The organism is Faecalibacillus sp. H12 (genome assembly GCF_013361255.1).
Taxonomy (GTDB): domain Bacteria; phylum Bacillota_I; class Bacilli_A; order Erysipelotrichales; family Coprobacillaceae; genus Faecalibacillus; species Faecalibacillus intestinalis.
The window spans coordinates 47303-72610 of sequence record NZ_JABWDK010000009.1; the positions used below are offsets into that span (position 1 = coordinate 47303).

General features: G+C 29.3%; 28 protein-coding genes and 1 tRNA gene. 25 read left to right on the forward strand and 4 right to left on the reverse strand.

Annotated features, from left to right (window positions below):
- The 7 genes from HUU89_RS07950 to HUU89_RS07980 all read left to right on the forward strand — a co-directional run bounded on the left by HUU89_RS07950 (position 1) and on the right by HUU89_RS07980 (position 7781).
- Entirely contained in the window at positions 1-945 is a 945-nt protein-coding gene (locus HUU89_RS07950) for an ABC transporter permease (protein WP_175301475.1), read from the forward strand.
- A 2-nt stretch (positions 946-947) separates the two neighbouring features.
- Entirely contained in the window at positions 948-1880 is a 933-nt protein-coding gene (locus HUU89_RS07955; protein WP_175301476.1) for an ABC transporter permease, read from the forward strand.
- A gap of 2 nt (positions 1881-1882) precedes the next feature.
- Entirely contained in the window at positions 1883-2968 is a 1086-nt protein-coding gene (locus HUU89_RS07960) for an ABC transporter ATP-binding protein (protein WP_032089803.1), read from the forward strand.
- Positions 2968-3897 carry an ABC transporter ATP-binding protein gene (locus HUU89_RS07965; RefSeq protein WP_032089804.1) on the forward strand — a complete coding sequence of 310 codons (930 nt, stop codon included), beginning with the start codon at positions 2968-2970 and terminating at the stop codon, positions 3895-3897. The genes HUU89_RS07960 and HUU89_RS07965 overlap by 1 nt, the downstream gene beginning before the upstream one ends.
- A gap of 351 nt (positions 3898-4248) precedes the next feature.
- Positions 4249-5079, forward strand: coding sequence for a MurR/RpiR family transcriptional regulator (locus HUU89_RS07970; protein ID WP_175301477.1), 831 nt, complete (start codon positions 4249-4251; stop codon positions 5077-5079).
- Complete coding sequence (locus HUU89_RS07975; protein WP_199664653.1) at positions 5076-6479, forward strand: 6-phospho-beta-glucosidase; 1404 nt, start codon at positions 5076-5078, stop codon at positions 6477-6479. Before HUU89_RS07970 ends, HUU89_RS07975 begins: the two co-directional genes overlap by 4 nt.
- Before the next feature lie 12 nt (positions 6480-6491).
- On the forward strand, positions 6492-7781 hold the full coding sequence (locus HUU89_RS07980; RefSeq protein ID WP_175301478.1) for a PTS sugar transporter subunit IIC: 1290 nt from the start codon (positions 6492-6494) through the stop codon (positions 7779-7781).
- A gap of 147 nt (positions 7782-7928) precedes the next feature.
- Here HUU89_RS07980 and pepT read toward each other — a convergent pair whose 3' ends face one another.
- Positions 7929-9152 carry a peptidase T gene (gene pepT, locus HUU89_RS07985; RefSeq protein WP_175301479.1) on the reverse strand — a complete coding sequence of 408 codons (1224 nt, stop codon included), beginning with the start codon at positions 9150-9152 and terminating at the stop codon, positions 7929-7931.
- A gap of 124 nt (positions 9153-9276) precedes the next feature.
- On the opposite strand from pepT, the gene HUU89_RS07990 reads away from it, so the two are divergent.
- The 5 genes from HUU89_RS07990 to HUU89_RS08010 all read left to right on the forward strand — a co-directional run bounded on the left by HUU89_RS07990 (position 9277) and on the right by HUU89_RS08010 (position 14014).
- A complete protein-coding gene (locus HUU89_RS07990; protein WP_117851424.1) occupies positions 9277-9720 on the forward strand; it encodes a MarR family winged helix-turn-helix transcriptional regulator in 444 nt (147 codons plus the stop codon).
- Between the two features lie 43 nt (positions 9721-9763).
- Positions 9764-11494 carry an ABC transporter ATP-binding protein gene (locus HUU89_RS07995; RefSeq protein ID WP_175301480.1) on the forward strand — a complete coding sequence of 577 codons (1731 nt, stop codon included), beginning with the start codon at positions 9764-9766 and terminating at the stop codon, positions 11492-11494.
- Positions 11494-13344, forward strand: a complete 1851-nt coding sequence (locus HUU89_RS08000; RefSeq protein WP_032089809.1) for an ABC transporter ATP-binding protein — start codon at positions 11494-11496, stop codon at positions 13342-13344. Before HUU89_RS07995 ends, HUU89_RS08000 begins: the two co-directional genes overlap by 1 nt.
- Positions 13345-13425: 81 nt before the next feature.
- Positions 13426-13656, forward strand: coding sequence for an Rpn family recombination-promoting nuclease/putative transposase (locus HUU89_RS08005; RefSeq protein WP_175301481.1), 231 nt, complete (start codon positions 13426-13428; stop codon positions 13654-13656).
- 10 nt (positions 13657-13666) lie between these two features.
- Positions 13667-14014 carry a hypothetical protein gene (locus HUU89_RS08010; RefSeq protein WP_175301482.1) on the forward strand — a complete coding sequence of 116 codons (348 nt, stop codon included), beginning with the start codon at positions 13667-13669 and terminating at the stop codon, positions 14012-14014.
- Between the two features lie 207 nt (positions 14015-14221).
- Here the strand turns inward: HUU89_RS08010 and HUU89_RS08015 are convergent, their stop codons facing one another.
- Positions 14222-15121, reverse strand: coding sequence for a diacylglycerol/lipid kinase family protein (locus tag HUU89_RS08015; RefSeq protein WP_175301483.1), 900 nt, complete (start codon positions 15119-15121; stop codon positions 14222-14224).
- A gap of 108 nt (positions 15122-15229) precedes the next feature.
- On the opposite strand from HUU89_RS08015, the gene HUU89_RS08020 reads away from it, so the two are divergent.
- Positions 15230-15823 (forward strand): viroplasmin family protein, encoded by a 594-nt coding sequence (locus HUU89_RS08020; protein WP_032089812.1) that lies wholly within the window; start codon positions 15230-15232, stop codon positions 15821-15823.
- Positions 15824-15833: 10 nt separating this feature from the next.
- On the opposite strand, the gene HUU89_RS08025 is transcribed toward HUU89_RS08020, so the two are convergent.
- On the reverse strand, positions 15834-16112 hold the full coding sequence (locus tag HUU89_RS08025; RefSeq protein ID WP_175301484.1) for a hypothetical protein: 279 nt from the start codon (positions 16110-16112) through the stop codon (positions 15834-15836).
- 110 nt (positions 16113-16222) lie between these two features.
- Here HUU89_RS08025 and HUU89_RS08030 point away from each other — a divergent pair, with 110 nt between their 5' ends.
- The 12 genes from HUU89_RS08030 (at position 16223) to HUU89_RS08085 (ending at position 24424) form a co-directional block, all read left to right on the forward strand.
- Positions 16223-17194, forward strand: coding sequence for a glycosyltransferase family 2 protein (locus HUU89_RS08030; protein WP_158561440.1), 972 nt, complete (start codon positions 16223-16225; stop codon positions 17192-17194).
- 1 nt (position 17195) lies between these two features.
- A complete protein-coding gene (locus HUU89_RS08035) occupies positions 17196-17780 on the forward strand; it encodes a phosphatase PAP2 family protein (RefSeq protein WP_032089815.1) in 585 nt (194 codons plus the stop codon).
- A gap of 22 nt (positions 17781-17802) precedes the next feature.
- Positions 17803-17985: a hypothetical protein gene (locus HUU89_RS08040; protein WP_254697731.1), complete on the forward strand. Its 183-nt coding sequence runs from the start codon at positions 17803-17805 to the stop codon at positions 17983-17985.
- Between the two features lie 26 nt (positions 17986-18011).
- Positions 18012-19109: an AI-2E family transporter gene (locus tag HUU89_RS08045; RefSeq protein ID WP_175301485.1), complete on the forward strand. Its 1098-nt coding sequence runs from the start codon at positions 18012-18014 to the stop codon at positions 19107-19109.
- 42 nt (positions 19110-19151) lie between these two features.
- Positions 19152-19228, forward strand: a tRNA-Arg gene (locus tag HUU89_RS08050).
- Positions 19229-19900: 672 nt separating this feature from the next.
- Positions 19901-20884: a Gfo/Idh/MocA family protein gene (locus HUU89_RS08055; RefSeq protein ID WP_175301486.1), complete on the forward strand. Its 984-nt coding sequence runs from the start codon at positions 19901-19903 to the stop codon at positions 20882-20884.
- 63 nt (positions 20885-20947) lie between these two features.
- On the forward strand, positions 20948-21340 hold the full coding sequence (locus HUU89_RS08060; RefSeq protein WP_119363946.1) for a pyridoxamine 5'-phosphate oxidase family protein: 393 nt from the start codon (positions 20948-20950) through the stop codon (positions 21338-21340).
- Between the two features lie 160 nt (positions 21341-21500).
- On the forward strand, positions 21501-22307 hold the full coding sequence (locus HUU89_RS08065) for an MBL fold metallo-hydrolase (protein ID WP_175301487.1): 807 nt from the start codon (positions 21501-21503) through the stop codon (positions 22305-22307).
- Positions 22308-22476: 169 nt separating this feature from the next.
- A complete protein-coding gene (locus tag HUU89_RS08070; protein ID WP_175301488.1) occupies positions 22477-22677 on the forward strand; it encodes a hypothetical protein in 201 nt (66 codons plus the stop codon).
- Between the two features lie 182 nt (positions 22678-22859).
- Positions 22860-23144: a MerR family transcriptional regulator gene (locus HUU89_RS08075; RefSeq protein WP_317992333.1), complete on the forward strand. Its 285-nt coding sequence runs from the start codon at positions 22860-22862 to the stop codon at positions 23142-23144.
- A 133-nt stretch (positions 23145-23277) separates the two neighbouring features.
- Complete coding sequence (locus tag HUU89_RS08080) at positions 23278-23700, forward strand: flavodoxin (RefSeq protein ID WP_317992334.1); 423 nt, start codon at positions 23278-23280, stop codon at positions 23698-23700.
- A 46-nt stretch (positions 23701-23746) separates the two neighbouring features.
- Positions 23747-24424: a carboxymuconolactone decarboxylase family protein gene (locus HUU89_RS08085; protein ID WP_175301489.1), complete on the forward strand. Its 678-nt coding sequence runs from the start codon at positions 23747-23749 to the stop codon at positions 24422-24424.
- Positions 24425-24733: 309 nt separating this feature from the next.
- Here HUU89_RS08085 and HUU89_RS08090 read toward each other — a convergent pair whose 3' ends face one another.
- A complete protein-coding gene (locus HUU89_RS08090; RefSeq protein WP_117850732.1) occupies positions 24734-25261 on the reverse strand; it encodes a GNAT family N-acetyltransferase in 528 nt (175 codons plus the stop codon).
- Positions 25262-25308: the final 47 nt, after the last annotated feature.

The following is a 25308-nucleotide window of genomic DNA, read 5'->3' on the forward strand; positions in this document are numbered from 1 at the left end:
ATGAGTAATTCAACCTTAAAATATATCGGAAAACGTTTAGTTATTTCGTTAATTACATTATTCGTTATTTTAATGGTATTATTTTTAATGGTTAAATTTTTACCAGGTTCTCCAATTAACAATGAAAAATTAAGTGCTTCAGCCAGAGCTGCTATTGAAGCACAATATGGATTGGATCAACCAATTCCGGTTCAATTCGTACGTTATATTCAAAATATGTTAACAGGGGATTTCGGGGTATCATTTAACTTATACAAAGATATGCAAGTATCTTCACTTGTAGGAAGTGCTGCAAAATTATCTATGATTTACGGTTTATGTGCAGTAGTTATTGGAACAGTTATTGGTATGTTCTTAGGAGTATTTGCTGCATTACATAAAAATACAATTTGGGATACAATTGCTACAGTTATTTCTGTAATTGGGGTTTCCATCCCATCATTCGTATTTGCAATGTTAATTTTATTATTATTTGCTTCAAAATTAAGATTGTTACCAACTTCATATAGTTCATCGAATGCAATTAAATCATCAATTATGCCAATTTTAGCTTTATCTGTTGGTGTTATTGCAAACGTTGCACGTTTTACACGTACTGAAATGGTTTCAGTTTTAACAAGTGAATATATGACTCTTGCAAAAGCAAAAGGATTAGATCGTAAAACTTTAATTTTCAAACATGCATTAAGAAATGCTTTAATTCCAGTAATCACAATTTTAGGACCTATCTTAGTTAACTTAATGACAGGTACTATGGTTGTTGAAAAGATTTGTTCTGTTCCTGGATTAGGTAAATTATTAATTAATAGTATTTTATCAAATGATTACAACATCATTTTAGCTTGTTCATTCTTATATGCTGCAATGTACATTTTCATGATGTTAATTATTGATATTTCTTATGGAATTATTGATCCAAGAATTAGATTAGGAAAGGATGATTAATAATGGATTTAGAAAAGATTGAATTTTTACCAGACGATTTTGAATTCGTTGGAGACAAACAAGACATTACTAAAGACGTTGTTGCTCCATCACTTCCTGCTTGGAAAGATTCTTTAAATCGTTTTAAAAAGAACAAAGGTGCCGTTATCGGTTTAATTTGTATTTTAGTTATCGCAGTATTTGCTATTTTTGCTCCAATGTTTTCATCATATAAATTTGATGCAATCAATACAAGAATTGCAAGTATTTCACCAGGTGCTGAACATTTCTTTGGTACAGACACTTATGGTCGTGATTTATTTGTACGTGTTTGGACAGGTACAAGATATTCATTATTCATTGCCGTTGTTGCAATCTTCATTGACGTGATTGTAGGTATGACATATGGACTTATCTCTGGTTATTTCGGAGGTAAAGTTGATTCAGTAATGCAAAGAATTCAAGAAATCATAAACTCTATCCCAACTTTAGTAATATTAACATTGTTATTAATGGTGATGAAAGCATCATTATTCACAATTATCATGGCTTTATCATTTACTGAATGGATTGGTATGTCACGTATTACAAGAGCTCAAGTTTTAAGAGTAAAAGAAGAAGAATTCGTTTTAGCTTCACGTACTTTAGGAGCTAGTAACTTATTTATTATCTTTAAAGAAATTTTACCAAATATTTATAGTCAAATGATTATTATGATTATGATGTCTATTCCAAATGCTATCTTCTATGAAGCATACTTATCATTCGTTGGTTTAGGTTTACCAATTCCAATGGCTTCATTAGGTACATTAATTAATGATGGATTTAACTCAATTACTATTTACCCTTACATGATGGTAATTCCAGTTATTATTTTCTCTATCTTAATGTTAAGTTTCAACTTATTTGGTGATGGACTTCGTGATGCACTTGATCCAACTATGAAGGAGATGTAATTATGGCAGAAAGAGAAAAAATATTAGAAGTCAGAGATTTAAATATCTCTTTTAGAACTGATAGTGGTATTGTTAATGCAATTCGTGGTGTTAACTTAGATTTATATAAAGGTGAAACAATCGCTATCGTTGGTGAATCTGGATCAGGTAAGTCAGTTACTACTAAAGCAATCATGGGTATCATGGCTGGAAATGGTTCAATTGATGGTGGTTCTATTAACTACACTTGGACAGATGAAAATACAGGTGAAAGAATCACAAAAGACATTTGTCAATTAAGTGAAAAAGAAATGCAAAGTGAAATTCGTGGTCGTAAAATTGCCATGGTTTTCCAAGATCCAATGACATCATTAAACCCTACAATGACAATTGGAAATCAAATTATGGAACCAATGATTCATCATTACAATACACCAAAAGAAGAAGCTTATAAAAAAGCAGTTGAATTATTACAATTAGTAGGTATTACTAATGCTGAAAAACGTATGAAAAACTATCCTCACCAATTATCAGGTGGGATGAGACAAAGAATTGTTATCGCAATTGCTTTATCTTGTGATCCTTATGTTTTAATTTGTGATGAACCTACAACTGCATTGGACGTTACTATCCAAGCTAAAATTCTTGAATTAATTCAAGATATTCAAAAGAAAAAAGATTTATCAGTTATTTATATCACACATGACTTAGGTGTTGTTGCTAAAGTAGCTGATTATGTAAATGTTATGTACGCTGGTAAAATCGTAGAGACTGGAACCATTGATGAAATTTTCTATGATCCACGTCATCCATATACTTGGGGATTATTATCATCTATGCCAGATTTAGATACTGATGATGATGAATTATACACAATCCCTGGTACACCACCAAACTTAGCACATGAAGTAAAAGGTGATGCTTTTGCTCCACGTAACAAGTATGCTTTAAATATTGACTTAAGAATTGAACCTCCAATGTTTAAAGTACCTGGTAGTACAACTCATAAAGTTGCTTCATGGTTAATGCATGAAAAAGCTCCAAAAGTTGAAATGCCAGTTGAATTAAAAAACAGATTAGAAAAAATGAAAAAGGAGGGTGTTGAATAATGGAAAATAAAGAACCTATCCTTGTCGTTAAAGATTTAAAACAACATTTTAAAATTAATCGTAACTTTACTGTAAAAGCAGTTGATGGTATTTCATTTGATATTATGCCAGGTGAAACTTATGGTTTAGTAGGTGAATCTGGTTCAGGTAAATCAACTACTGGTAGAAGTATTATTCGTTTATATAAACCAACTTCTGGTTCAATTGTTTTCAATGGAAAAGAAATTGGTGGAAAATTAGATAAGGAAACATCTAAAGAATTACATACAAAGATGCAAATGATTTTCCAAGATCCAATGGCTTGTTTAAATCCAAGAAAGAAAGTTATTGATATCATTGGTCAAGGTTTAGATATTCATAAATCTTATTCTTCTATTGAAGAAAGAAATGAAAAAATCTATGAAATGCTTGAACTTGTTGGTTTATCAAGAGAACATGCTTCACGTTATCCACATCAATTCTCAGGTGGACAAAGACAACGTATTGGTATTGCAAGAGCATTAATTATGAATCCTGATTTAATTATTGCTGATGAAGCAATCTCAGCGTTAGATGTATCTATTCAAGCACAAGTTGTTAACTTAATGAAAAAGATTCAAAAAGAAACAGGAATTGCATATTTATTTATTGCGCATGACTTATCAATGGTTAAATATATCAGTGATAAAATTGGGGTATTACATTTAGGACATTTAGTAGAAACAGGGACTACTGAAGAAATCTTTGATAATCCAATTCATCCATATACAAAATCATTATTAAGTGCTATTCCTCATCCTAATCCACGTGTAGAAAAAGTACGTAAATCATTTACTTACGATTATAAAGAAAGTGGAGTCGATTATACAAAAGGTACTGAACATTTAGTAGATGGAACTCATTATGTTTTAGCTACTGATGAAGAATTTGAAAAATGGACAAAAAAATAGTTTAGGAGGCACTTAAGAAGGCAACCTAAAATATTGTAAGAAAATCTTCAAAAAAAGAGAACGAATGCGAAATGTTGTTCTCTTTTTATATAAATAAAAATAATACAAAATAAAAAGGTTGTTATGAAATTATTTATTGAATTTCGTAATAACCTTTTTTGATAATTTCTTTCAATTTTTATTGTTAATAATTGTGAAATTGAAAGTTTTTTTCGATTTGATTGTAAATGCTTACAGAAGATTGACTTACAAGTTGTTGTTAATTATGATGAAGATGTCTTCTAGATAAGAAGATAATTAATTTGAATCTTTTAACCGGTGAAAAGAGGAAATATGATGATTATTGACAAAATGAAAACATTAGACCATTTAACAATTCAAGAAAAGTATTTAGTGGATTATATAATAAATAATCAAGAAGATATTTTAAAAAAGAATATTAATGAACTGGCAAAATTAAGTTATACCAGTAGTGCAACGATTTCTAGGTTGTGTAAGAAACTGGGCTTTAATGGATATAAAGAATTTAAATATCAATATGCGGCTGAATATTCTCATTTACTTGAATTGAAAAATGATTTTAAAATTGAACCTTTTTCAAGTGAGAGTTCAATTGATGATGCTTTAAATAAAATCGAACTTTTACATAAAAGAGCGATAGAGTATACAAAAAGTTTACTAGATAGACAAGTTATAGAAAGAATTTATCAACTTATTAAAAATGCTAAATATATTGAAATTTATGGAACTGGTATTAATTTTTCTTTAGCAGAAATTTATAGTTTGAATTTTGAAGAAGAAGGGGTTATTTCTAAAGCATATAACAGTTTAAATCCAATGCATCTTCAATACTTAAGGCAAAGGAAACCAAATGATACAGTTTGCATTTATTTAACACATACAGGTCAAAATATGGAAATGTTAAAAATAGCAAAGGATATTCGCAAATATCATGCTAAATCAATTGTGATTTGTGATCATAAAAAAAGAGAAATTTGTAAATATTGTGATGAAACAATTGTAATTATGACCACTCAAAATACAACTGAACTATCTAATGCTGTTTATATTGCTTCTTTACAGTATGTTTTTAATATATTTACTTCGTTAAAATTAATAAGTAATTATTCTTATTTAGAAGAAACAACAAAAGCAGTTGATAAATTTAAAATGGGAGAATGATTATGAATAAAAGTTTTCTATGGGGTGGCGCTGTTGCTGCTAATCAATACGAAGGTGGCTATCAAGAAGGACATAAAGGATTAAGTGTAACCGATGTTATGTCAGCTGGTGACGTTGATCACCCTCGAGAAATTTCTTATGAAATATTAGATGATAAATATTATCCTAACCATTATGGAATTGATTTTTATCATCATTATAAAGAAGATATTAAATTATTTGCTGAAATGGGCTTTAAATGTTTCCGTTTAAGTATTTCATGGCCACGGATCTATCCTCAAGGTGACGAATTAGAGCCTAATGAAGAAGGGCTAGAGTATTATGATCATGTTTTTGATGAATGTTTAAAATATGGAATAGAGCCTATTGTTACTTTATCTCATTTTGAAATGCCTCTTTATTTAGCAAAAAAATATGGTGGTTGGAGAAATAGACAATTAATTACATTCTTTGAAAGATATGCGATTACATGTTTTAAAAGATATAGCAAAAAGGTCAAATATTGGATGACATTTAATGAAATTAATAATCTTATAGATACCGATAATCCTTTTAATGCTTGGACTGGAGCAGGTGTTTTATATGAAGATAATGAAAATATTGAACAAACAATGTATCAAATATCTCATTATCAGTTTGTTGCAAGTGCTAGAGCAGTTCAAAGAGCCAAAGAAATTAATGCCTCTATGCAAGTAGGTTGCATGTTGCATTTTGGCCCAATTTATCCTTCTTCTTGTAATCCACAAGATATTCTTGCAGGAATTAAAGCAATGGATAAGAGGTATTTCTTTAGTGATGTTCATGTAAGGGGATATTATCCAACCTATACTTTAAAAAAGTGGGAAAGGAGTAATATTCAATTAGATATAACTGATGAAGATTTAAAAGATTTAAAACGAGGTACTGTGGATTATATAGGGTTTAGTTATTATAAATCAACGATTGCAGAATATGATAAAATACATGACTTTATTGAAGTACAAAATCCATTGTTAAAGAAAAGTGATTGGGGTTGGGCTATTGATCCTACAGGATTAAGGATTATTTTAAATGAAGTTTATGAAAGATATCAAAAACCAATGTTTATTGTTGAAAATGGTTTTGGAGCTTATGATAAATTAGAAAATGGAATCATTAATGATGATTATCGTATTGATTACTTAAGAAACCATATTTCAGAAATGAAAAAAGCAATTGAGTTAGATGGTGTAGAAGTCATGGGATATACTCCTTGGTCAGCAATCGATATTGTAAGTGCTTCTACTGGTGAATTGGCAAAAAGATATGGATTTATCTATGTTGATTTAGATGACCAAGCTAAAGGTAGTGGAAGAAGATATCGAAAAGCTTCTTTTGAATGGTATAAAAGAGTTATTTCATCAAATGGTGAAATTTTATAGGAGATAAATAATATGAACAAATTTATAAATGAAACATTAGTTATTTATATATCGAAGTTTACAAATACAAAAGTTATAAAGGCTTTAAAGGATGGAATGATGTTTTCTTTACCGTTTTTAATGATAGGATCATTGTTCCTGTTGATTGCCAACTTACCAATTGAATCAGTAAGTAAAGTAATTAGTGAAAGTGGAATAGGAGATATATGTTCTCAAGTATATTCTTCTACGTTTTCATTAATGGCCTTCTTTACAGTAATAGGAATTACTTATTCTTATTTGAAGAATGATCAAGTAATAACAGCTATAAATGGCGCTTTAACTGGTTTAGCAGCTTTTATTTTATTAACTCCATCTTCTAAGGTATTAGACAGTGGGGAATCAGTTACAGGAATTATTTCTAAAGATTGGACTGCTGGTCAAGGAATGATTTGTGCTATTTTAATTGGTTTTTTAGTTGGATATATTTATTCTTTATGTGTAAAAAAAGATATTAGCATTAAAATGCCAGATGGTGTGCCTAGTGGTGTTGCAGATTCATTTTCGTCACTATTACCAACTGGAATTATTATTACTATTTGTGCAATTATTTATGCTATATGTCACTTTATATTTAATACAACATTTGCAGAACTTATTTATTCGGTAATTCAAATTCCTTTACAAGGAATTACAGATTCATTCTTTGGCGTTATTATTATGACAGTTGTTATGTCTTTATTATGGTGGACAGGCGTCCATGGTGGTTCTATATGTGGAGGAATTCTTTCACCAATTTTACAAGCAAATATGGCAGCTAATCAAAAAATTATAGATTCAGGATTGCCTCTTACAATTCAAAATGGTGGACATATTTTTACACAACAATTTTGGGACAATTTCTTATGTATGTCTGGTGCTGGAATTGTGATTGGGTTAGTGATTTATATTACATTTTTTGCCAAATCAAAGTCATTACGTAGCTTAGGTAAATTATCCATTGTACCTAATATCTTTAACATTAATGAACCAATTATTTTTGGGACACCAATTGTACTTAATATATATCTATTAATTCCATTTGTTCTTGTTCCTTTAATTATAGGTATAAGTAGTTACTTATTAATGTATATGGGAATTTTACCATTATTTAGCGGGGTTATGGTTCCTTGGACAACACCACCAATTATATCAGGACTTTTGATTGGTGGATGGCGTGTTGCATTATGGCAATTTGTGATGATTGTTGTATCTTTTGTTATTTATTTACCATTTATTAAAAAAATAGATACTTTGGAATTAAATAAAGAAAATCAAAAGTAAATTATAAGAAATACAAATATTTAATTTTAATATCAAAAAGTCGTGAAAAATCACGGCTTTTTTTGTAATGCTACTAAGTTAAGAAATTAAGTTAATACTTTTGCTTTATTTATTGTCTAAGAAATCCACACGATTTTTTGTTAATGCTTATTTAGAAGCAGTGTTTTTTAAAATATGAAGTAAGATTTGAACTTGTTTTTCCATCATAGTAAGTGAACAATATTCATAGGGTCCATGATAGTTAAAACCACCTGTACCAAGATTAGGACAAGGAAGTCCTTTGAATGTTAAACGTGCACCATCTGTACCACCACGAATTGGTGAACAATAAGCATCTAAACCATTTTCTTTAATGGCAGCTAAAGCTTGTTCAACAATGAACATATGATCTTTTAGAGCTTCTTTCATGTTTAAATAACTTTCTGTAATCGTTACTTCAACAATTTTATAACCATATTTTTTATTTAAGAACTCTGCAATGTCTTTAAAGTCTTGGCATTGTTTATTTGCTTGTTGTAAGTCATGGTTACGAATAATATATTCAGCAACTGTTTCTTCACAAGTTCCTTGAATCGAGTGAAGGTGATTAAATCCTTCATAACCTTCTGTTGATTCAGGGCGCATATGCACAGGTAAAAGTGAATCAAATTCATAGGCAACACGCGTTGAATTGATCATTTTATTTTTAGCACTTCCTGGATGAATACTTCTTCCATGGACTTTCACTTCGGCACTAAATGCGTTAAAGTTTTCATATTCAACAATGTGAATATCTCCACCATCAATGGTATAAGCATATTGTGCATTGAAGTAATCAACATTAAAGTGATCACTACCATGTCCAATTTCTTCATCAGGTGTAAAAGCAATTTGAATATCATTATGTTTAAATTCTGGATGATTATAAATATATTCCACCATTTGCATAATGATTGCAATACCAGCTTTATCATCAGCTCCTAATAAAGTTGTTCCATCTGTAGTAATTAAATCATGATGAATAAGTTGTAAGAGTTGAGGATATTGTTCAGGGTCTAGATAAAGTTCTTTATCTTCATTTAAAGTAATTTTTTGACCTTGATAATCTTTGATAATTTGTGGATGAATATCTTTACCACTTGCATCAGGAGAAGTATCCATGTGGGCAATAAAACCTATAACATCTCCTTGATGATTATTATTACTAGGAATTGTTCCATAAACTACACCAAATTCATCTATTTTTGCGTTTTCAATTCCTAATGATTTTAATTCTTCAACTAAATAATTTCCTAATTTTAATTGTTTTGAAGTTGAAGGAACAGTATGTGAATAACTATCTGATTGTGTGTCAAAATTCACATAATTTAAAAACCTTTCTTTAATTTCCATTTGTCTTCCTCACTTTCTTTTCTATTATACAACGACTTATAAAGAACTTCTATGAAAAAAGTTTACAAATCTTAAATTGTATGTTACCATACAATTCGTAACCGAACAATATAGGAGGAATGATATGTATAGAGATCCCATTGGACATCGTATTAAGACCATAAATAACCTAATGAGAAAAACAATGGATAAGAAAACAGGTCAGAGGCCTGATCGTGTAACTTTAATGCATTGTTGGATTATTGGGTTTGTTCAAGATAGAGAAGATAGTGGGCTTGATACATTTCCTAAAGATATAGAAAAAGAATTTTCAATCAATCGTTCTACGACATCAGAAATGTTGAAATTGATGTGTAAAAAGGGAATGATTGAACGAGAAGAAGTAGAATATGATGCAAGATTAAAGAAAATCGTTTTAACAGAATCTTCAAGAAATCATAATCGACAAATTGAAGATAAGATGAAAGAAATGCATCAAAAACTTATTAAAGATTTATCTGAAGAAGAAATAAATATGTTTATTAAAATATCCGATAAATTAATTAATAATATCAAAGAAGATTTATAAATATTCATGAAGTTCGGTAAATGAATAGGAAAGGAAGTCAATTATGGTAAAAACTTTAATGAAACAAATCAAAGAATATAAAAAAGATTCATTACTTACAATGTTATTTGCGGCATTAGAAGTTATCTTAGAAATCATTATTCCTTTATTAATGGCAAGTCTTATTGATAAAGGGATTGAGGCAGGTAATATGTCTAATGTTACAAAATATGGAACATTCATGTTTGTTATTGCAATTGGAACATTATCACTTGGTTTTTTAGCTGGTAACCATGCAGCTAAAGCTTCAACGGGTTTTGCAGCCAATTTAAGAGATGCCATGTATACAAACATTCAAACATTCTCTTTTTCAAACATTGATAAATATAGTACTGCAGGACTTGTAACACGTTTAACGACAGATGTGACAAATGTGCAAATGGCTTATCAAATGATTATTCGTATGTGCATTCGTGCGCCAATGTCACTTATTTGTGCCCTTACCATGGCAATGATGATCAACTTTAGATTAAGTATGATTTTTGTTGTTGCCATTGTTTTCTTAGTAGCGGTCCTTACAATAATTATGTATCATGCCACAAAATATTTTAATGATGTTTTTCCTAAATATGATACTTTAAATGAAAGTGTTCAAGAAAACGTTGTTGGTATTCGAGTTGTTAAATCATTTGTTAGAGAAAAATATGAAAATGAAAAATTTAAAAAAGCAGCACAAAACATTTATAAACTTTTTGTCAAAGCGGAATCTGTTTTATCTTATAATAACCCAGCTATGTTAATAGCTGTTTATGGTTCAATTTTAATGCTTTCATGGTTAGGTGCTAAAGCAATTGTAGGTGGGACTCTTACTACAGGTGAACTTACAAGTTTATTTAGCTATGTTATGAATATTATGATGTCTCTTATGATGCTTTCTATGGCATTTGTTATGATTACGATGTCACTTGCTTCAGGAAGACGTATTGCAGAAGTTATTAATGAACAATCTGATTTAATCTCTCCTCAAGAAGCTTTAACTGAAGTAAAAGATGGTTCAATTGATTTCAATCATGTTGTTTTTTCTTATAAACATGGTAGTGGAGAAGCGGTCTTAAAAGATGTTGATCTTCATATTAAAAGTGGTGAAACAATTGGAATTATTGGTGGTACCGGAAGTGCTAAAAGTAGTTTGGTCAACCTTATTTCTCGTTTATATGATGTTGACGAAGGTAGCGTTGTTGTTGGTGGACAAGATGTTCGTAATTATGATCTTGAAGTTTTAAGAGATGAAGTTTCTGTTGTCTTACAAAAGAATGTTTTATTTAGTGGAACAATCTTACAAAATTTACGTTGGGGTAATGAAAATGCAACAGAAGAAGAATGTAAAGAAGCTTGTCGTTTAGCGTGCGCTGATGAGTTTATTGATCGTTTTGAAGATGGTTATAATACGTATATTGAACAAGGTGGTTCAAACGTTTCAGGTGGACAAAAACAACGTTTATGCATCGCAAGAGCGTTGCTAAAAAATCCTAAAATCTTAATTCTAGATGATTCAACAAGTGCTGTTGATACAGCTACAGATGCAAGTATTCAAGAATCATTCAATGAACGTATTCCCAATACAACAAAAATTATTATTTCACAACGTATATCATCTGTTCAAAATGCAAGCCGTATTATTGTTTTAAATGATGGTGTCGTGGATGGTTTTGACACACATGATAAATTATTAGAAACAAATGAAATTTATCGTACAATTTATGAAACACAAATGAAAGGGAAGGAGGAAGAATAATGAAAGAAGGAACAATGAAACGTTTACTTAAAATGTTATGGAGTAAATATAAAATCCATTTAATTGTTGTTTTTCTATGTATTGTAGGAAATGCTTTATTTAATGTTCAAGGAACAATGTTTATGCAAACATTAATTGATGATTATATTGTTCCCCTTTTAAAGAGTTCTTCACCTAACTTTAGTGGACTATTCCATGCTTTGATTCGTGTGGGCGCACTTTATGCTTGTGGTGTTGTTTGTGCCTTTACCTTTAACCGTATTATGGTTTATGTAACACAAGGGTTCTTAAGAGATTTAAGAATTGAAATGTTTGAACATATGGAATCTTTACCAATTCGTTATTTTGACAGAACTCCTCATGGAGATACAATGTCAGTCTATACAAATGATATTGATACATTAAGACAATTGATTTCACAATCTATTCCACAACTTATTTCAAGTTGTATGACTATTGTGACAACATTTGTATCAATGATCATTTTAAATATTCCTTTAACTGTGTTAAGTGTATGTATGCTTATGATCATGCTTGTTGTATCAAGAAAACTTGGATCGTTATCAGGTAAATTCTTCGTTCAACAACAAGGGGATTTAGGTAAAGTGAATGGTTATATTGAAGAAATGATTTCTGGTCAAAAAGTTGTTAAAGTCTTCAACCATGAAGATCAAGCAATTGCTGATTTTAGAAAATTAAATGATGAATTAAGAGAAAGTGCTTATCAAGCTCATAAATTTGCGAATATCTTAATGCCAGTTACAGTACAACTTGGAAATATCTCTTATATCATTTGTGCAATTGTTGGCGCAATCCTTGCTTTAAATGGACATTTTGCTTTAACAATTGGAACCCTTGTAGCTTTCTTAACATTGAATAAAAGTTTCAACCAACCTATTGGACAAATTTCTCAACAAATCAATGCTGTTGCCATGGCACAAGCAGGAGCTGGTCGTATCTTTGATTTATTAGATCAAGAAAGTGAAGATGATCAAGGTGTGGTTACTTTATGTCGTGTAGAAACTGTTGATGGAAAAATGGTTGAAACAGATAAAAGAACAGGACATTGGGCTTGGAAACATCCAAGAAGCGATGGTCATGTTGAACTTGTAGAAATGAAGGGTGATATTCGTTTAGAAGGTGTTGACTTTGGTTATTTTGATGACCGTATGGTTTTACACAATGTAGATGTTTATGCTAATCCTGGTGAAAAGATTGCCTTTGTTGGGGCTACTGGTGCAGGTAAAACAACAATTACAAACTTAATTAATCGTTTCTATGATATTCAAAAAGGTTCGATTACTTATGATGGAATTGATATTAAATTGATTAAAAAAGATGATTTAAGAAGATCATTAGGTGTGGTTTTACAAGATACACATTTATTTACTGGAACAGTTATGGATAATATTCGCTATGGACGTCTTGATGCTACGGATGAAGAATGTATTGAAGCAGCAAAACTTGCCAATGCCGATCTCTTTGTTAAACATTTGCCAGATGGTTATCAAACAATGCTTACAGGAGATGGGGCGAACTTATCGCAAGGACAAAGACAGTTATTAGCGATTGCGCGTGCTGCTGTTGCTAATCCTCCTGCACTTATTTTGGATGAAGCAACTTCTTCTATTGATTCTCGAACAGAAAAGCTTGTACAAGATGGAATGGATAAATTAATGCATGGTAGAACAACACTTGTTATTGCCCATCGTTTATCAACAATTAAAAATAGTGATTGTATTATGGTCTTAGAACAAGGACATATTATTGAAAGAGGAAATCATCAATCACTTATTAAAGAAAAAGGTAAATACTATCAATTATATACAGGAGCTATTGAAATGGATTAATCCATCAATAGCTTTTTATATTTTTTGGACTATCCGTCCATTGAAAGAAGGAAAAGAGAAAGATAAAATGATCTGTCGACCTTGATAGGAAAGGTCGACAAGCAAACAGAGATCAAAAGATATCGGGATGTCGTAAGAAAAGCAAGTATTCATGGAGATTATGTGATTATTGGAGTTGAACATCAAAGTACTTTTGATAAAAATATGATTTTTCGCATACTCAACTATGATGCGACGACTTATATCAATCAAGTTGAAAGTAAAAAAAGAAGTCTATCCAGTAGGAAGCTTTGTGTTCTATACGGGAGATGAAGAATAGAAGTTGCTAGAAGCATTAAAAGAAACATTGAAAAGTACACCATCAGAGATGGAACCTTATATCAATGATTGGAAACTACCTGTTGTCGACCTTAAAACAATGGATGCAAGAAAGCTTATGAATCGAAGATTAAGAGATGTCGTAGAAATTGATCAAAGTATGTTTGCAGGAAGTTATGATGGATTAAGAGAAAATCGTAAAATTGAAACAGAAAGCTTCATGATGGCGGCAACATTTACGTGTACAAATATTAGAAGAGAAGACTTACCAGAAGGAGATGAAATCAATATGTGTAAGGCAATAGATCAATTATTTCAAAGAATGAGTGATGAAGGAAAACTCAATACTTAAAAAGAACTGCTTAAAGTAAAATTAGGAACTTTATCAATTTTTTAGAAAAACAACTTACAAATACATCGCTAGAAAAATTAAATGTTCTTACATTAAATATCTTTAACATCAATAGTGAAGAAGATGTTTTAAAAATTATTAACTAGAACTAAAAAAGATTTCAACTGTTATCAAATATAATAGTGAAACCCTTTTTTATATAATTAATTATTTTAAAGGAACTAATAATTGAATTGATTTTTGTAAAGTATGTACGTCAATTGGAAGATGTGTGCCTTCTTCACCATCTATATCCATTGTAAGATCTTGATCACAAGTAATGTGAATATGTTGTCCTTGAACATAGTGAATAAAAGGACTTTTATCATGTTTACCAAAACGATAATCTTTAATCAAAGCAATTAAATCCGTAACAGAACATCTTTTTACAATAACAAGATCGAGTTTTCCATCATTAATATCTGCAAAAGGAATAATGCCATCGAAACCACCAACACGATTAGTGTTTGTAATTGCAAACATATAAGCATCTTCTTCAAAACTTTCATCATCAACCGTTACATTAAGATGTAGATTTGTAGATAACTGTTGAGGAAGTTGGGTCATGCCTTTAAAATAATAAGCTAATGGACCAAACTTTTTCTTTTCTTCTTTTGATACCACAAAAGAAATATCTGAAAACATTCCTGCAGCAGCAACATTAATGAAATATTGATTATTAATTTTTCCTACATCACTCGAAATAACATTAAAGTTTTTAATCATTTCTACAATACCATTTACTGAATTTGGAATATTTAAATAATTAGCAAAATCATTAACGGTTCCTGCCGCTAATATGCATAATGGTATTTTTTTATGACTATCTACCATTCCTGAAATAACCTCATTTAAAGTACCATCACCACCAACAGACATGATAAAATCATATTGATTCTCATCACAATCTCTTGTTTTATAATAGGCATCATCTTTTTTTTCTGTATAAAATATTTCAAAATGTTCTACAATGTTTTGTAATGTTAATTGACCAATAATACGATCTAGTTTATTTTGAATAATATGTTTTCCAGATGATGGATTAATAATAATAAGACAACGTTTCATGTTACTACCTCACTTAAATATCCTATATACATTTTAAAACAATTAAAAAAGATATACAATCATTGTTTCAATGATTATAATAAAATAGAATAAGCAAAGGAGTTTATTATGGCAAAATTTTATGCAGTAAAAGAAGGAAAAAAACCAGGAATTTATCATACTTGGGATGAATGTAAAGAACAAGTCAATGGTTATTCAGGAGCTGTTTATAAATCTTTTACAAATGAAGAAGAGGCAAAAGCATTTATAAAAAAAGAAGAAAGAAAAGTGAGTGATGATTTAACTTTACTTGCTTATGTTGATGGTAGTTATAATATTAAAACCAAAGAATATGGCTATGGTTGTGTTTTAATTGAAGGGCAACAAGTTATTCAACAATTATTAGGTAAAGGGAATATTCCTGAGTATTCTTCAATGCGTAATGTTTCAGGAGAAATTCTTGGGTGTATGAATGCTATTGCTTATGCAATTGATCATCATTATGAGTCTATTTGCATTTATTATGATTACGAAGGTATTGAAAAATGGGCGACAGGTTTATGGAAAGCAAATAAGGAACAAACTCAAAATTATGTTAAAACAATCAATGATATGAAAAAGAAGATAGATATTTATTTTCAAAAGGTTTTAGCACACAGTGGGGATTATTATAACGAAGTTGCTGATGGGTTGGCTAAAAAAGCAGTGGGTATAAAAAAATAAAGCTTGAAAATTAAGCTTTATTTTTTTTAGCAATAATATTAATAATAATATAAACAACTAGAACAATAGCAAAAATCCATAAGAAATCGCTTTTGATATATTGAGCATCACCAGACCAACATCCAAACCATTCTCCACATTTTTTAACAAGAATAGCAAGTGCATAAGATAATGTACCACATCCAATAACACTTAATAAGACTTTCACAATTTTATTAAGAATCTCTTTAAATAAAATAATAGAGATAAAACATACTCCAGCAACAAATACATTAATAACAAAATGCATATAATTTCCTCCTTTAGATACCTTAATAAAATAGCATAAAATCAAGGTAAATGCAATAATACGTGTACTAATAGATGAATTATGATAAAATATTTTTGGAGGATTAAATTATGAAATTATTAACAGTATGTATACCTTGTTATAACTCAATTATGGAAATGCATAAAGCAATTAACTCATGTCTTTTAATGAAAGATGAGGTAGAAGTTTTAATTGTTGATCGTCATTCACATGATGAAACTTTACAAGTTGCTAGAGAATATGAAGAAGCTTATCCAGATACCGTTAAAGTTATTACAACTAAAGAAGATGTTCCTTTTTTAAAAATAGCTCTAGAACATAGTGAGGGCCTTTATTTCAAAATACTTCAATGCTTTGATTATTTAGATCAACCTTCACTCGTAAGTGTTATTGAAACGATTCGTGACTTTATTCGAATTCAAGCTAATTTAGATTTGCTTGTTACTGATTATAAATATGTTATTCCCCAAGAAAAAGAAAAACGTGTCTCTTATAAAAATGTTTTTCCAATGGAAACAATTTTTGAATGGCATAATATTAAAGCGTTTCATAAACATTTTCAAATTGATTTAGGTTCAGTCATTATTAAAACAAGTACTTTAAAAAAGATAAATACAGATGAAGAAAATATTTTTTATAATGAATTAACAGTTTATGGAACAATTCCTTATATTAAATCAATGTATTATTTAAATGTTCCTTTCCATTGTTATGGAACACGTCGAAAAATTCATATTTCTAAATCAAATAGTTATGTTGATTTAATGAAAAGCTTATGGGATTTATATGATGTTTATTCTTTAAAGAGCCGAAGACAAAGAAGTTATGTTATTGAATATTTATCTAAGGTATATGTTATTACTGTTTATTTGTTATTAAAATCAAATCAAAAGGAACAAATTGAACTTTTAAATGTACATTTAGGATTTAATGATCCTAAATTATATAAAGCACTCACAAAGCGTGTTTATGGTTTTTTAATTAGTAGTAGTAATGAAAAGCTTTATGGTATGCTTATTAAAGTCTTTGAAAAAGTTTATCAATTAGAAATAGAAGAATAAGATGAAAAAGAAATTTTTATTTATGATTCCTCTTTGTTTATTTATCATTGATTACTTTTTGATTAAATATCAAGTCATTCAATCAATAGATTGGTTCATTTATCATTTGGTTCAAAATTTAAAATGTGATTTTATGACATCCTTTTTTAAACTTTGTTCAACCCTTGGAAGTACTTGGTTTTATGTAATTCTTGTTTTAACTTTAGTGATTCTAAAAAATAAAAAAGATATTTGGGTAGGAATTCACTTGTTAATTATTCAAGGAATGAATCGTATAATTAAAGCTTTGGTTAAAAGACCAAGACCACCTCAAATATATCATTTAGTTAAAGAAACAAACTATAGTTTCCCAAGTGGTCATAGTATGTCAGCAATGATTGGTTATGGATTATTAGTTCTTGAAGTTCAAAAAAGCTCTCTAAAATATAAAAAAGTAATAGAAATATTTTTAATGATGATGATTTTTTTAATAGGATTAAGTCGTATCTATTTAGGTGTACATTATTTTTCTGATGTTATAGGTGGCTTTTTGTTGTCTTTAAGCTATTTATTATTTATTTATTATAATACCTCACTTTATACATAGAATGTGTAAAGGAGGTTTTTTATTGGATATTGATATCATTAGTGGTTTATATCATTATGGTTTGACCATTATAAAATATGAACAAGATTATTGTTTAGTAGATTTAAAGACTCAAGAAATTTATGAAAAAATGAGTATTTATTATATAAGAAGATTATTAAGAAGTTGGAATAAGCATCGTAAAAATATAGAGAGTGTGATATAATGGAAAAAAGTTTGAGGTGGTTTAAAATGAGGACAGTAAAGAATTATGTAGGAATTATTTTGTGTGCGTGTGTTATTATTTTTATTTATAAAACATTTGATATTTCATTATTTTCCAATATTTTATCAGCTTTTATTCCTTTGATTGTAGGAGCAATACTTGCTTATTTTTTACAACCATTGGTTTATAAATTTGAAATGTTTTTAGACTCTTTTCAAAATAAAAAGCTTATTAAATATAGTCATACAATTTCTTCTATTCTTGTTTTTGTTGTCTTTGTTTTAATTATTGTTGTTTTAATGATTGCAATCATTCCTGCACTTGTCAATTACATTGTAAATATCGCTGATAACTTAACACTTTATATTAAAAATTTTGAAAAGACTCTAGAAGCCTATTTAGGAAGTAATCTTGCCAGTGAAGTTATCATTAAGATAGATGAAATGGTTGTTAAATATGTTAATTCAATTGAAGCTATAGATCCTATTGCAACACTTGGAACAATCTTTAAAGCAGGTAGTACGATTATTACTGCTGTTTTAGGTTTAATATTTACACCTTATGTTTTAATTGAAGCAAAAAAATTAGTAAGTATCTTTGATCGTTTATGTTCACTTTTTATGTCAAAAGAAAAAATAGAACTTATTCATGATTATGCAGTTAGATCACATCAAATCTTTGGACAATTTATTTATGGAAAATTCTTAGATTCATTAATTATTGGAATTATCGCATTTATTGGACTCGCTATTTTAAAAGTAAAATTCTTCCCAATTCTTGCTGTCTTTATTTTGATTACGAATATGATTCCTTATTTTGGACCATTTATCGGTGGGTTTCCTGCTGTTCTTGTAGCCTTGATGACAGGAGATTTATTCCATGCTTTAGCGGTCTTAGTTTTTGTCTTTGCTTTACAACAATTTGATGGTTTATTCTTAGGACCAAAGATTTTAGGAGATGTTGTTGGTATTTCACCGTTTTGGGTTTTACTTTCTATTACCGTCTTTGGACATTTCTTTGGCTTTATTGGAATGTTCCTAGGAGTACCAATGATTTGTGTCATTCGTATGCTTTTTAATGATATCATTGACTTTCGTAATAAAATGAAAGAATTAGATACATAGATTGTATTTTAAATAAATATTTGTTAGGATAATAGAGGTTTTGTCCTCGTAGCATAGCTGGATAATGCAATCGCCTCCTAAGCGATAGATCGGGTGTTCGAATCACCTCGAGGACGCCAATATGATTAAAAAGTCTTGATTTTCAAGGCTTTTTTATTAATTGAAATTTGGCAATAGAAGTGAAAATAATAAATAAAAGTTGATAGAAAGAAATGTGTAATGTAGATGATTGTTTAAATAGTTCAATTAATTACAATAGATGAGGTTGAATATGATAATAGGTTTTTTATTTACTATAAAGGGTGCATTTAATATATTGAAGGGGTTAAACTATTTTATTTTCAAAGATAATTTTAAAATGATTCCTATGGAATTAACATCCGTATATAAATCACCTGTTAGTGTTCATGAAATTACGTATATATATTGTTATCAATCTATTCATCAAGGAACGAATGTAAAATATAAAACCAAAGGACATGATTATAAAAAAAAGTAGGAGATATTGACTTCTTTTATTATGATGAAAGATTGCATATTGTTTATGAAGATGAAGAATATGTTACTTCTTATATGATTTTAGGAATATTTTTATTTTTATTTGGATTAAGAATAATTTTTTTGTACATATAAAAGAGGATATGATATTCATTAAGATTTGATGCAAAAAAAGATTGTAGGACAGTATCTACAATCTTTTTTGTTCTATAATGAGAACATGAAATAATATGATATTTGTTAATTTTATTTATACACAAATATGATAAAATAAAGTCACAAGGGGGATTTGTATGGAAAAAGAATTGAACTGGGTAGTCATAGGAACAGGTGTGATTGCTAATGAAATGGCACAAGCTTTACAAAAGACGGATAAAACACTTTATGGAGTTGCCAATAGAACACAAACAAAGGCTATTGATTTTGCAAAGAAGTATGGTGTTAAAAAAGTCTATGATGAAATTGATGATGTGTTTGATGATGAAAATGTTGATATTATTTATTTGGCAACATCACATAATACGCATTATCAATTTATGAAAAAGGCGTTAGAACATGGAAAGCATTTATTCGTAGAAAAATCAATTACGTTAAATAGTCGTGAATTAGATGAAATGATGGCACTTGCTAAAGAGAAAAATTTAATTCTTGCAGAAGCCATGACCATTTGGCATATGCCAATCTATAAAGAATTATGGAAAATCGTGCAAAGCGGTGAACTTGGTAAAATGCAAATCATGACAGTAAACTTTGGAAGTTTTAAAGAATATGATATGAATAATCGTTTCTTTAATATGAATCTTGCTGGTGGAGCTTTATTAGATATTGGGGTTTATGCTCTTTCTGCAGTACGTAGCTTTATGTCTAAACAGCCAAATGAAATAGTAAGTCAAGTGAGGTTTGCACCTACAGGATCTGATGAACAAGCAACGATTTTACTTAAAAATGAAGATCAACAAATGGCAACGATTGCTTTATCAATGCATTCAAAACAACCTAAAAGAATTATGATTTCATTAGAAAAAGGGTATATTGAAGTTTATGAATTTCCTCGTGGACAAAAAGCAACGATTGTGGATGCTGTAACAGGAAAACAAACAGTTATTGAAAAAGGAAATACTGAAAATGCACTTTATTATGAAATGTGTGATATGGAAGAAGCTGTTAGAAATCAAGATGCTTCACATTTAAATTTAGAGTATACAAAGGATGTCATGGATATTATGAGTCAACTTCGTAAAGAATGGAAAATGCAATATCCAGGAGAAAAATGGTAAGGACAAATTTTTTGTCCTTTTCTTTATGCAGTGATAAAATAAAATAAATAAAGGAGGATCATTATGGATAAAGTATTAAAATTTTTAAAAGATGTAGAAACTTATTATTTAGCAACAGTAGAAGGTGATCAACCAAGAGTAAGACCCTTTGGAACAGCACATGTTTTTGAAGGAAAACTTTATATTCAAACTGGAAAAGTCAAAGATGTTTCGAAACAACTTCATCAAAATCCTAAAGCAGAAATTTGTGCTTTTAAAAATGGAGAATGGTTACGAGTAAGTGGAAAATTAATCGAAGATGATCGTAATGAAGCAAGACAATCTATGTTAGATGCTTATCCAAGTTTACAAAAGATGTATAAAGCAGATGATGGAAATACGGAAGTTTTCTATTTTGAAAATGCTACAGCTATTTTTTCATCATTTACTCACGAACCACAAATTATTAAATTTTAATCATAAGTTACCTATTAAAGAAGCTTTTAATAGGTGTTTTTTATATAAATAGACAAATAAGATAAATTGTCAATATGTGGATAGATAAAGAGGATTATGCATTGTTGTTAATATTTCATTTAATATAATAAAATTAGATAAAAGAAAGGATGAAATACCGATGTTAAAGAATGAAAAAGGACAAGCAGTTGCACCAAAAACAGTCACAATGACAAAAAAAGATTTTGAAGATCAAGGAAACACCCGTGTTTATTGGTTAGGTGGCGGAGGAGCCATGATCAATGATCATGGAACAGTGATTATGATTGATCCTCTTTTAGAAGGCTTTGATATGCCCTTATTGATTGATATGCCAATTGATGTAAAAGATGTACCACATGTGGATGCTATTTTAGTATCTCATGTAGATAATGATCATTATTCAAGACCAACGTGTAGAGATTTAAAAGATGTTTGTAAAGAATATCATTCTTCTTATTATGTTGCTTCTTTAATGAAAGAAGAATGTGGTTTGGATGGAATTGGACATGATATTGGCGATCATCTTCAAATTAATGATATTGATGTTGAACTTACACCTGCTGATCATGCTTGGCAAAACCAAGTCGCAAAATATAATTATCGTATATGGGAAGATCGTGAATATTGTGGTTTCTATGTAAAAACACCAACAAAAAAGATTTGGTATGTGGGAGATTCTAAATTGCTGAATTGTCAATTACATATGGACCCACCAGATGTAATGTTCTTTGACTTTGCGGATAATCCTGTGCACATTGGTTTAGAAAATGCTTATAAACTGGCCAATACTTATCCAAATACAAAACTTGTTTTAATTCATTGGGGAAGTGTTGATGCACCTGAAGCAAGTGCTTTTAATGGAAATCCACAAGATATTTTAGCCAATGTCGTTAATCCTGAGAGAGTTGTTATTTTAGCACCTGGTGAAGAATATGTTGTTGATTAAGAAGTAGAAATCATGAGATACAGTGAAGTTAAAGATTTTAATTATGATGATTGTTTTAAACTTTGATGTTTAATTGCGAACAACATGATAAACATAAAGAACCTTTTGCGATTAGAATTTATATAGATGATTTTGTTATCTTTCAATATATCATGCAAAGATGCAGGAAATGTTTCTCGTGGTAGAACCCCTCTTTGTACAAAGTAAAGTGAGTGTTGTTTTAGGTATCAAGATAAGTTATGGTTATAAAGATTTATGTTTTAGCTTTAAAATCATCACTTCATTAACAAATGCCACTTGCTTGGAAAAAGGAACAATTCTTTTTACCAGCAACAACTGTTTTTATCAAATGTGCAAGAGAATACTTTAAGAGATGATAGAAATATATCTATTTTAATACCTAAAAGGTATCGTTATTAATAAATTATAAGTATTAGATATTTAAAATAAAGTGAATTATAATGAAGTTGTAAAGAAAGAATAATACTTATGACAATTGAAGAAGCAAGTAAAAAATATAATATTCCAATTCATATCCTTAAATAATATGAAATTTGGGGATTGTGTCAAGAAGTTAAAAAAGTAATGGGATCTTGGCAATATGATGAAACAGACTTTGAAAGATTAAGCTTGATTATGATGTTATATGGTTTAGATTTTACAGTTGAAGAAATAAAAAAATATATGAAACTTTCTTTGGAAAAAAATGAAAGAGAATGTTTAAAGCTTTTAAATAAAAAAAGAAAAGGAATCTTAGATGAAGTTCATCTAAAAGAAAAACAATTATCAAGAATTGATTATTTAAGATATGAGATGGATTGGGAAAATAAGGGATGAAAAAGATTTGTACATTGATGCAACCTTTAATTTTAGTTTTTACCTGTAGTGCTTGTAGTAATAAAAAAGCAATTGCTAAAAAGGAAACAAAACACAAACAGATTTAAAAGAAGTTAATTCAAAATCATTAGTTATTTATTTCTCTTGGTTTGGAAGTACCCAAAATATTGCCAAGGAAATACAAAAACAAACCAATTCAGACATCTTTGAGATTGTTCCTGAAGTTGCTTATAGTGATGATTATGATACGGTTGTTGATGATGTGAAAAAGGAACAACAAGAAAAAGCAAGACCAAAGATTAAAAATAAAATTAAAAATATTGATGAATACGAAACCATTTACGTAGGATATCCAAACTGGTGGGGAGAGATGCCTATGATTCTTTATACATTCTTTGAAGATTATGATTTATCTAACAAAACAATTACACTATTTTGTACAAGTGGTGAAAGTGGATTGTCAGATACTGAAAAAACAATTCAAGCACTTGAACCAAGTGCTCCAATGGTAAAAGGATTGTATGTTTCAAAGTCAGCATCAAAAGGCTACAAGTGATGTAAAAGAATGGGTAAATGAAATTAAATAAAAGGAGAGAAGAAAGATGAATTTATATGCAACAGATAAAGAATACAAAGAAAGATTTGATTATTTTTTAGAAGAAGTTAAAAATGATGAAGGAAATAAATTAGATGAACCAACGCGTTATTTAGCTATTTTATCCGTTTTAATGGGAAATCAAGGAATTTGTGCTTATGAAGAAGTTCTTGAAAAAGCTTTAGATGTTTTGTCGCCTGTGCAAGTAAAAGAAATGGTTTATCAAGCAACTGACTATTTAGGATATGGAAGAATGCTCGAATTCTTAAAAGTTACAAATGAAGTATTTAATAAAAAAGGAATCGAACTTCCATTAGAATCACAAACAACAACGACAATTGAAAATAGATTAGAAAAAGGAATCCAAGCACAAGTAGATATTTTTGGTGAACATATGAATGAAGCTTGGAAAAAAGCAACAGTCAATAAATGGTTAGCTTCTAACTGTTTTGGTGATTACTATACAAGAACAGGTCTAGATTTAAAACAAAGAGAAATGATTACTTTTTGTTTCTTATATGGTCAAGGTGGATGTGAACCACAAGTTATGGCCCATATTCAAGGAAACTTAAATTTAGGAAATGATAAAGCTTTCCTTACAAATGTTGTTTTACAATGTGTTCCATATATGGGATATCCTCGTAGCTTAAATGCACTTGCTTGTATTAATAAAATAGAAGACTAAAAAATAAAAATCAAATAGTTGTGGTATTGCTTTGCAATACCACCTTTCATATGAAAGGTGGAAGGACAATGAAAATTGTTGTATTACAAGGAAGTTTACTAGTAAATGATCAATGAATATCCTCTGAAAACTTTATCAAGTGAGCAAATGAAAAGAGGTATGAAGTAAGAAGTTTTAAGGTTTCGAAAATGAATATTAAACCTTGTCTTGGTTGGGTTGCCTGGGGTTATGAAGAAATCATTATTACGTAATGATTTCTTTATGGACAAATATAGGATATTATAACAAAAAAAGGGTTTAGCTGAACCCTTATTTAATTTCTATCCAATATCTTTGAATTGTTTTTCCGTCTTTAACAATTTCATTTTCTAAAATAGCACCATTGTTTTTAATTGATTTTGCAGAACCAATATTATCCTTATCACAAACAAGAAGTACTTTATCAATATTTAAATTTTGACATTCTTTTAAAGCTAAACCGATGATTTTAGTTGCATAACCTTTTTTTCTTTCACTTGGTCTTACTCCATCACCAATATGGCCACCGTAATTTAATAAATAATCATTAAGTTTATGACGAATATTGATGGCTCCAACCATTTTATTTCTTTCTACATCTAAGGCGAAAAATGTTGAATCTTCTACCAAACCAGGTTTTGGATTTTTTAAATCAAGATTATTAATATAATAATCAAAATTATGATAATCATTTTTAAAAATAGAAGCTGGAGAAGTATTAGCTTCAGGATGATTATTATTATAATCAATCCACTCCTTCAACATATCAACAATTAAATCTTGATATTCATATGACGCTTTAATTAATTTAATTGACATAATATAATCTCCTTTTATTAAAATATTTCTATTATTATAACATTTAT

Coding starts and splice junctions, on each gene's coding strand:
- HUU89_RS07950 (WP_175301475.1), top strand. CDS start 1: ATGAGTAATTCAACCTTAAAATATATCGGAAAACGTTTAGTTATTTCG.
- HUU89_RS07955 (WP_175301476.1), top strand. CDS start 948: ATGGATTTAGAAAAGATTGAATTTTTACCAGACGATTTTGAATTCGTT.
- HUU89_RS07960 (WP_032089803.1), top strand. CDS start 1,883: ATGGCAGAAAGAGAAAAAATATTAGAAGTCAGAGATTTAAATATCTCT.
- HUU89_RS07965 (WP_032089804.1), top strand. CDS start 2,968: ATGGAAAATAAAGAACCTATCCTTGTCGTTAAAGATTTAAAACAACAT.
- HUU89_RS07970 (WP_175301477.1), top strand. CDS start 4,249: ATGAAAACATTAGACCATTTAACAATTCAAGAAAAGTATTTAGTGGAT.
- HUU89_RS07975 (WP_199664653.1), top strand. CDS start 5,076: ATGATTATGAATAAAAGTTTTCTATGGGGTGGCGCTGTTGCTGCTAAT.
- HUU89_RS07980 (WP_175301478.1), top strand. CDS start 6,492: ATGAACAAATTTATAAATGAAACATTAGTTATTTATATATCGAAGTTT.
- pepT (WP_175301479.1), bottom strand. CDS start 9,152: ATGGAAATTAAAGAAAGGTTTTTAAATTATGTGAATTTTGACACACAA.
- HUU89_RS07990 (WP_117851424.1), top strand. CDS start 9,277: ATGTATAGAGATCCCATTGGACATCGTATTAAGACCATAAATAACCTA.
- HUU89_RS07995 (WP_175301480.1), top strand. CDS start 9,764: ATGGTAAAAACTTTAATGAAACAAATCAAAGAATATAAAAAAGATTCA.
- HUU89_RS08000 (WP_032089809.1), top strand. CDS start 11,494: ATGAAAGAAGGAACAATGAAACGTTTACTTAAAATGTTATGGAGTAAA.
- HUU89_RS08015 (WP_175301483.1), bottom strand. CDS start 15,121: ATGAAACGTTGTCTTATTATTATTAATCCATCATCTGGAAAACATATT.
- HUU89_RS08020 (WP_032089812.1), top strand. CDS start 15,230: ATGGCAAAATTTTATGCAGTAAAAGAAGGAAAAAAACCAGGAATTTAT.
- HUU89_RS08025 (WP_175301484.1), bottom strand. CDS start 16,112: ATGCATTTTGTTATTAATGTATTTGTTGCTGGAGTATGTTTTATCTCT.
- HUU89_RS08030 (WP_158561440.1), top strand. CDS start 16,223: ATGAAATTATTAACAGTATGTATACCTTGTTATAACTCAATTATGGAA.
- HUU89_RS08035 (WP_032089815.1), top strand. CDS start 17,196: ATGAAAAAGAAATTTTTATTTATGATTCCTCTTTGTTTATTTATCATT.
- HUU89_RS08045 (WP_175301485.1), top strand. CDS start 18,012: ATGAGGACAGTAAAGAATTATGTAGGAATTATTTTGTGTGCGTGTGTT.
- HUU89_RS08055 (WP_175301486.1), top strand. CDS start 19,901: ATGGAAAAAGAATTGAACTGGGTAGTCATAGGAACAGGTGTGATTGCT.
- HUU89_RS08060 (WP_119363946.1), top strand. CDS start 20,948: ATGGATAAAGTATTAAAATTTTTAAAAGATGTAGAAACTTATTATTTA.
- HUU89_RS08065 (WP_175301487.1), top strand. CDS start 21,501: ATGTTAAAGAATGAAAAAGGACAAGCAGTTGCACCAAAAACAGTCACA.
- HUU89_RS08070 (WP_175301488.1), top strand. CDS start 22,477: ATGTTTCTCGTGGTAGAACCCCTCTTTGTACAAAGTAAAGTGAGTGTT.
- HUU89_RS08085 (WP_175301489.1), top strand. CDS start 23,747: ATGAATTTATATGCAACAGATAAAGAATACAAAGAAAGATTTGATTAT.
- HUU89_RS08090 (WP_117850732.1), bottom strand. CDS start 25,261: ATGTCAATTAAATTAATTAAAGCGTCATATGAATATCAAGATTTAATT.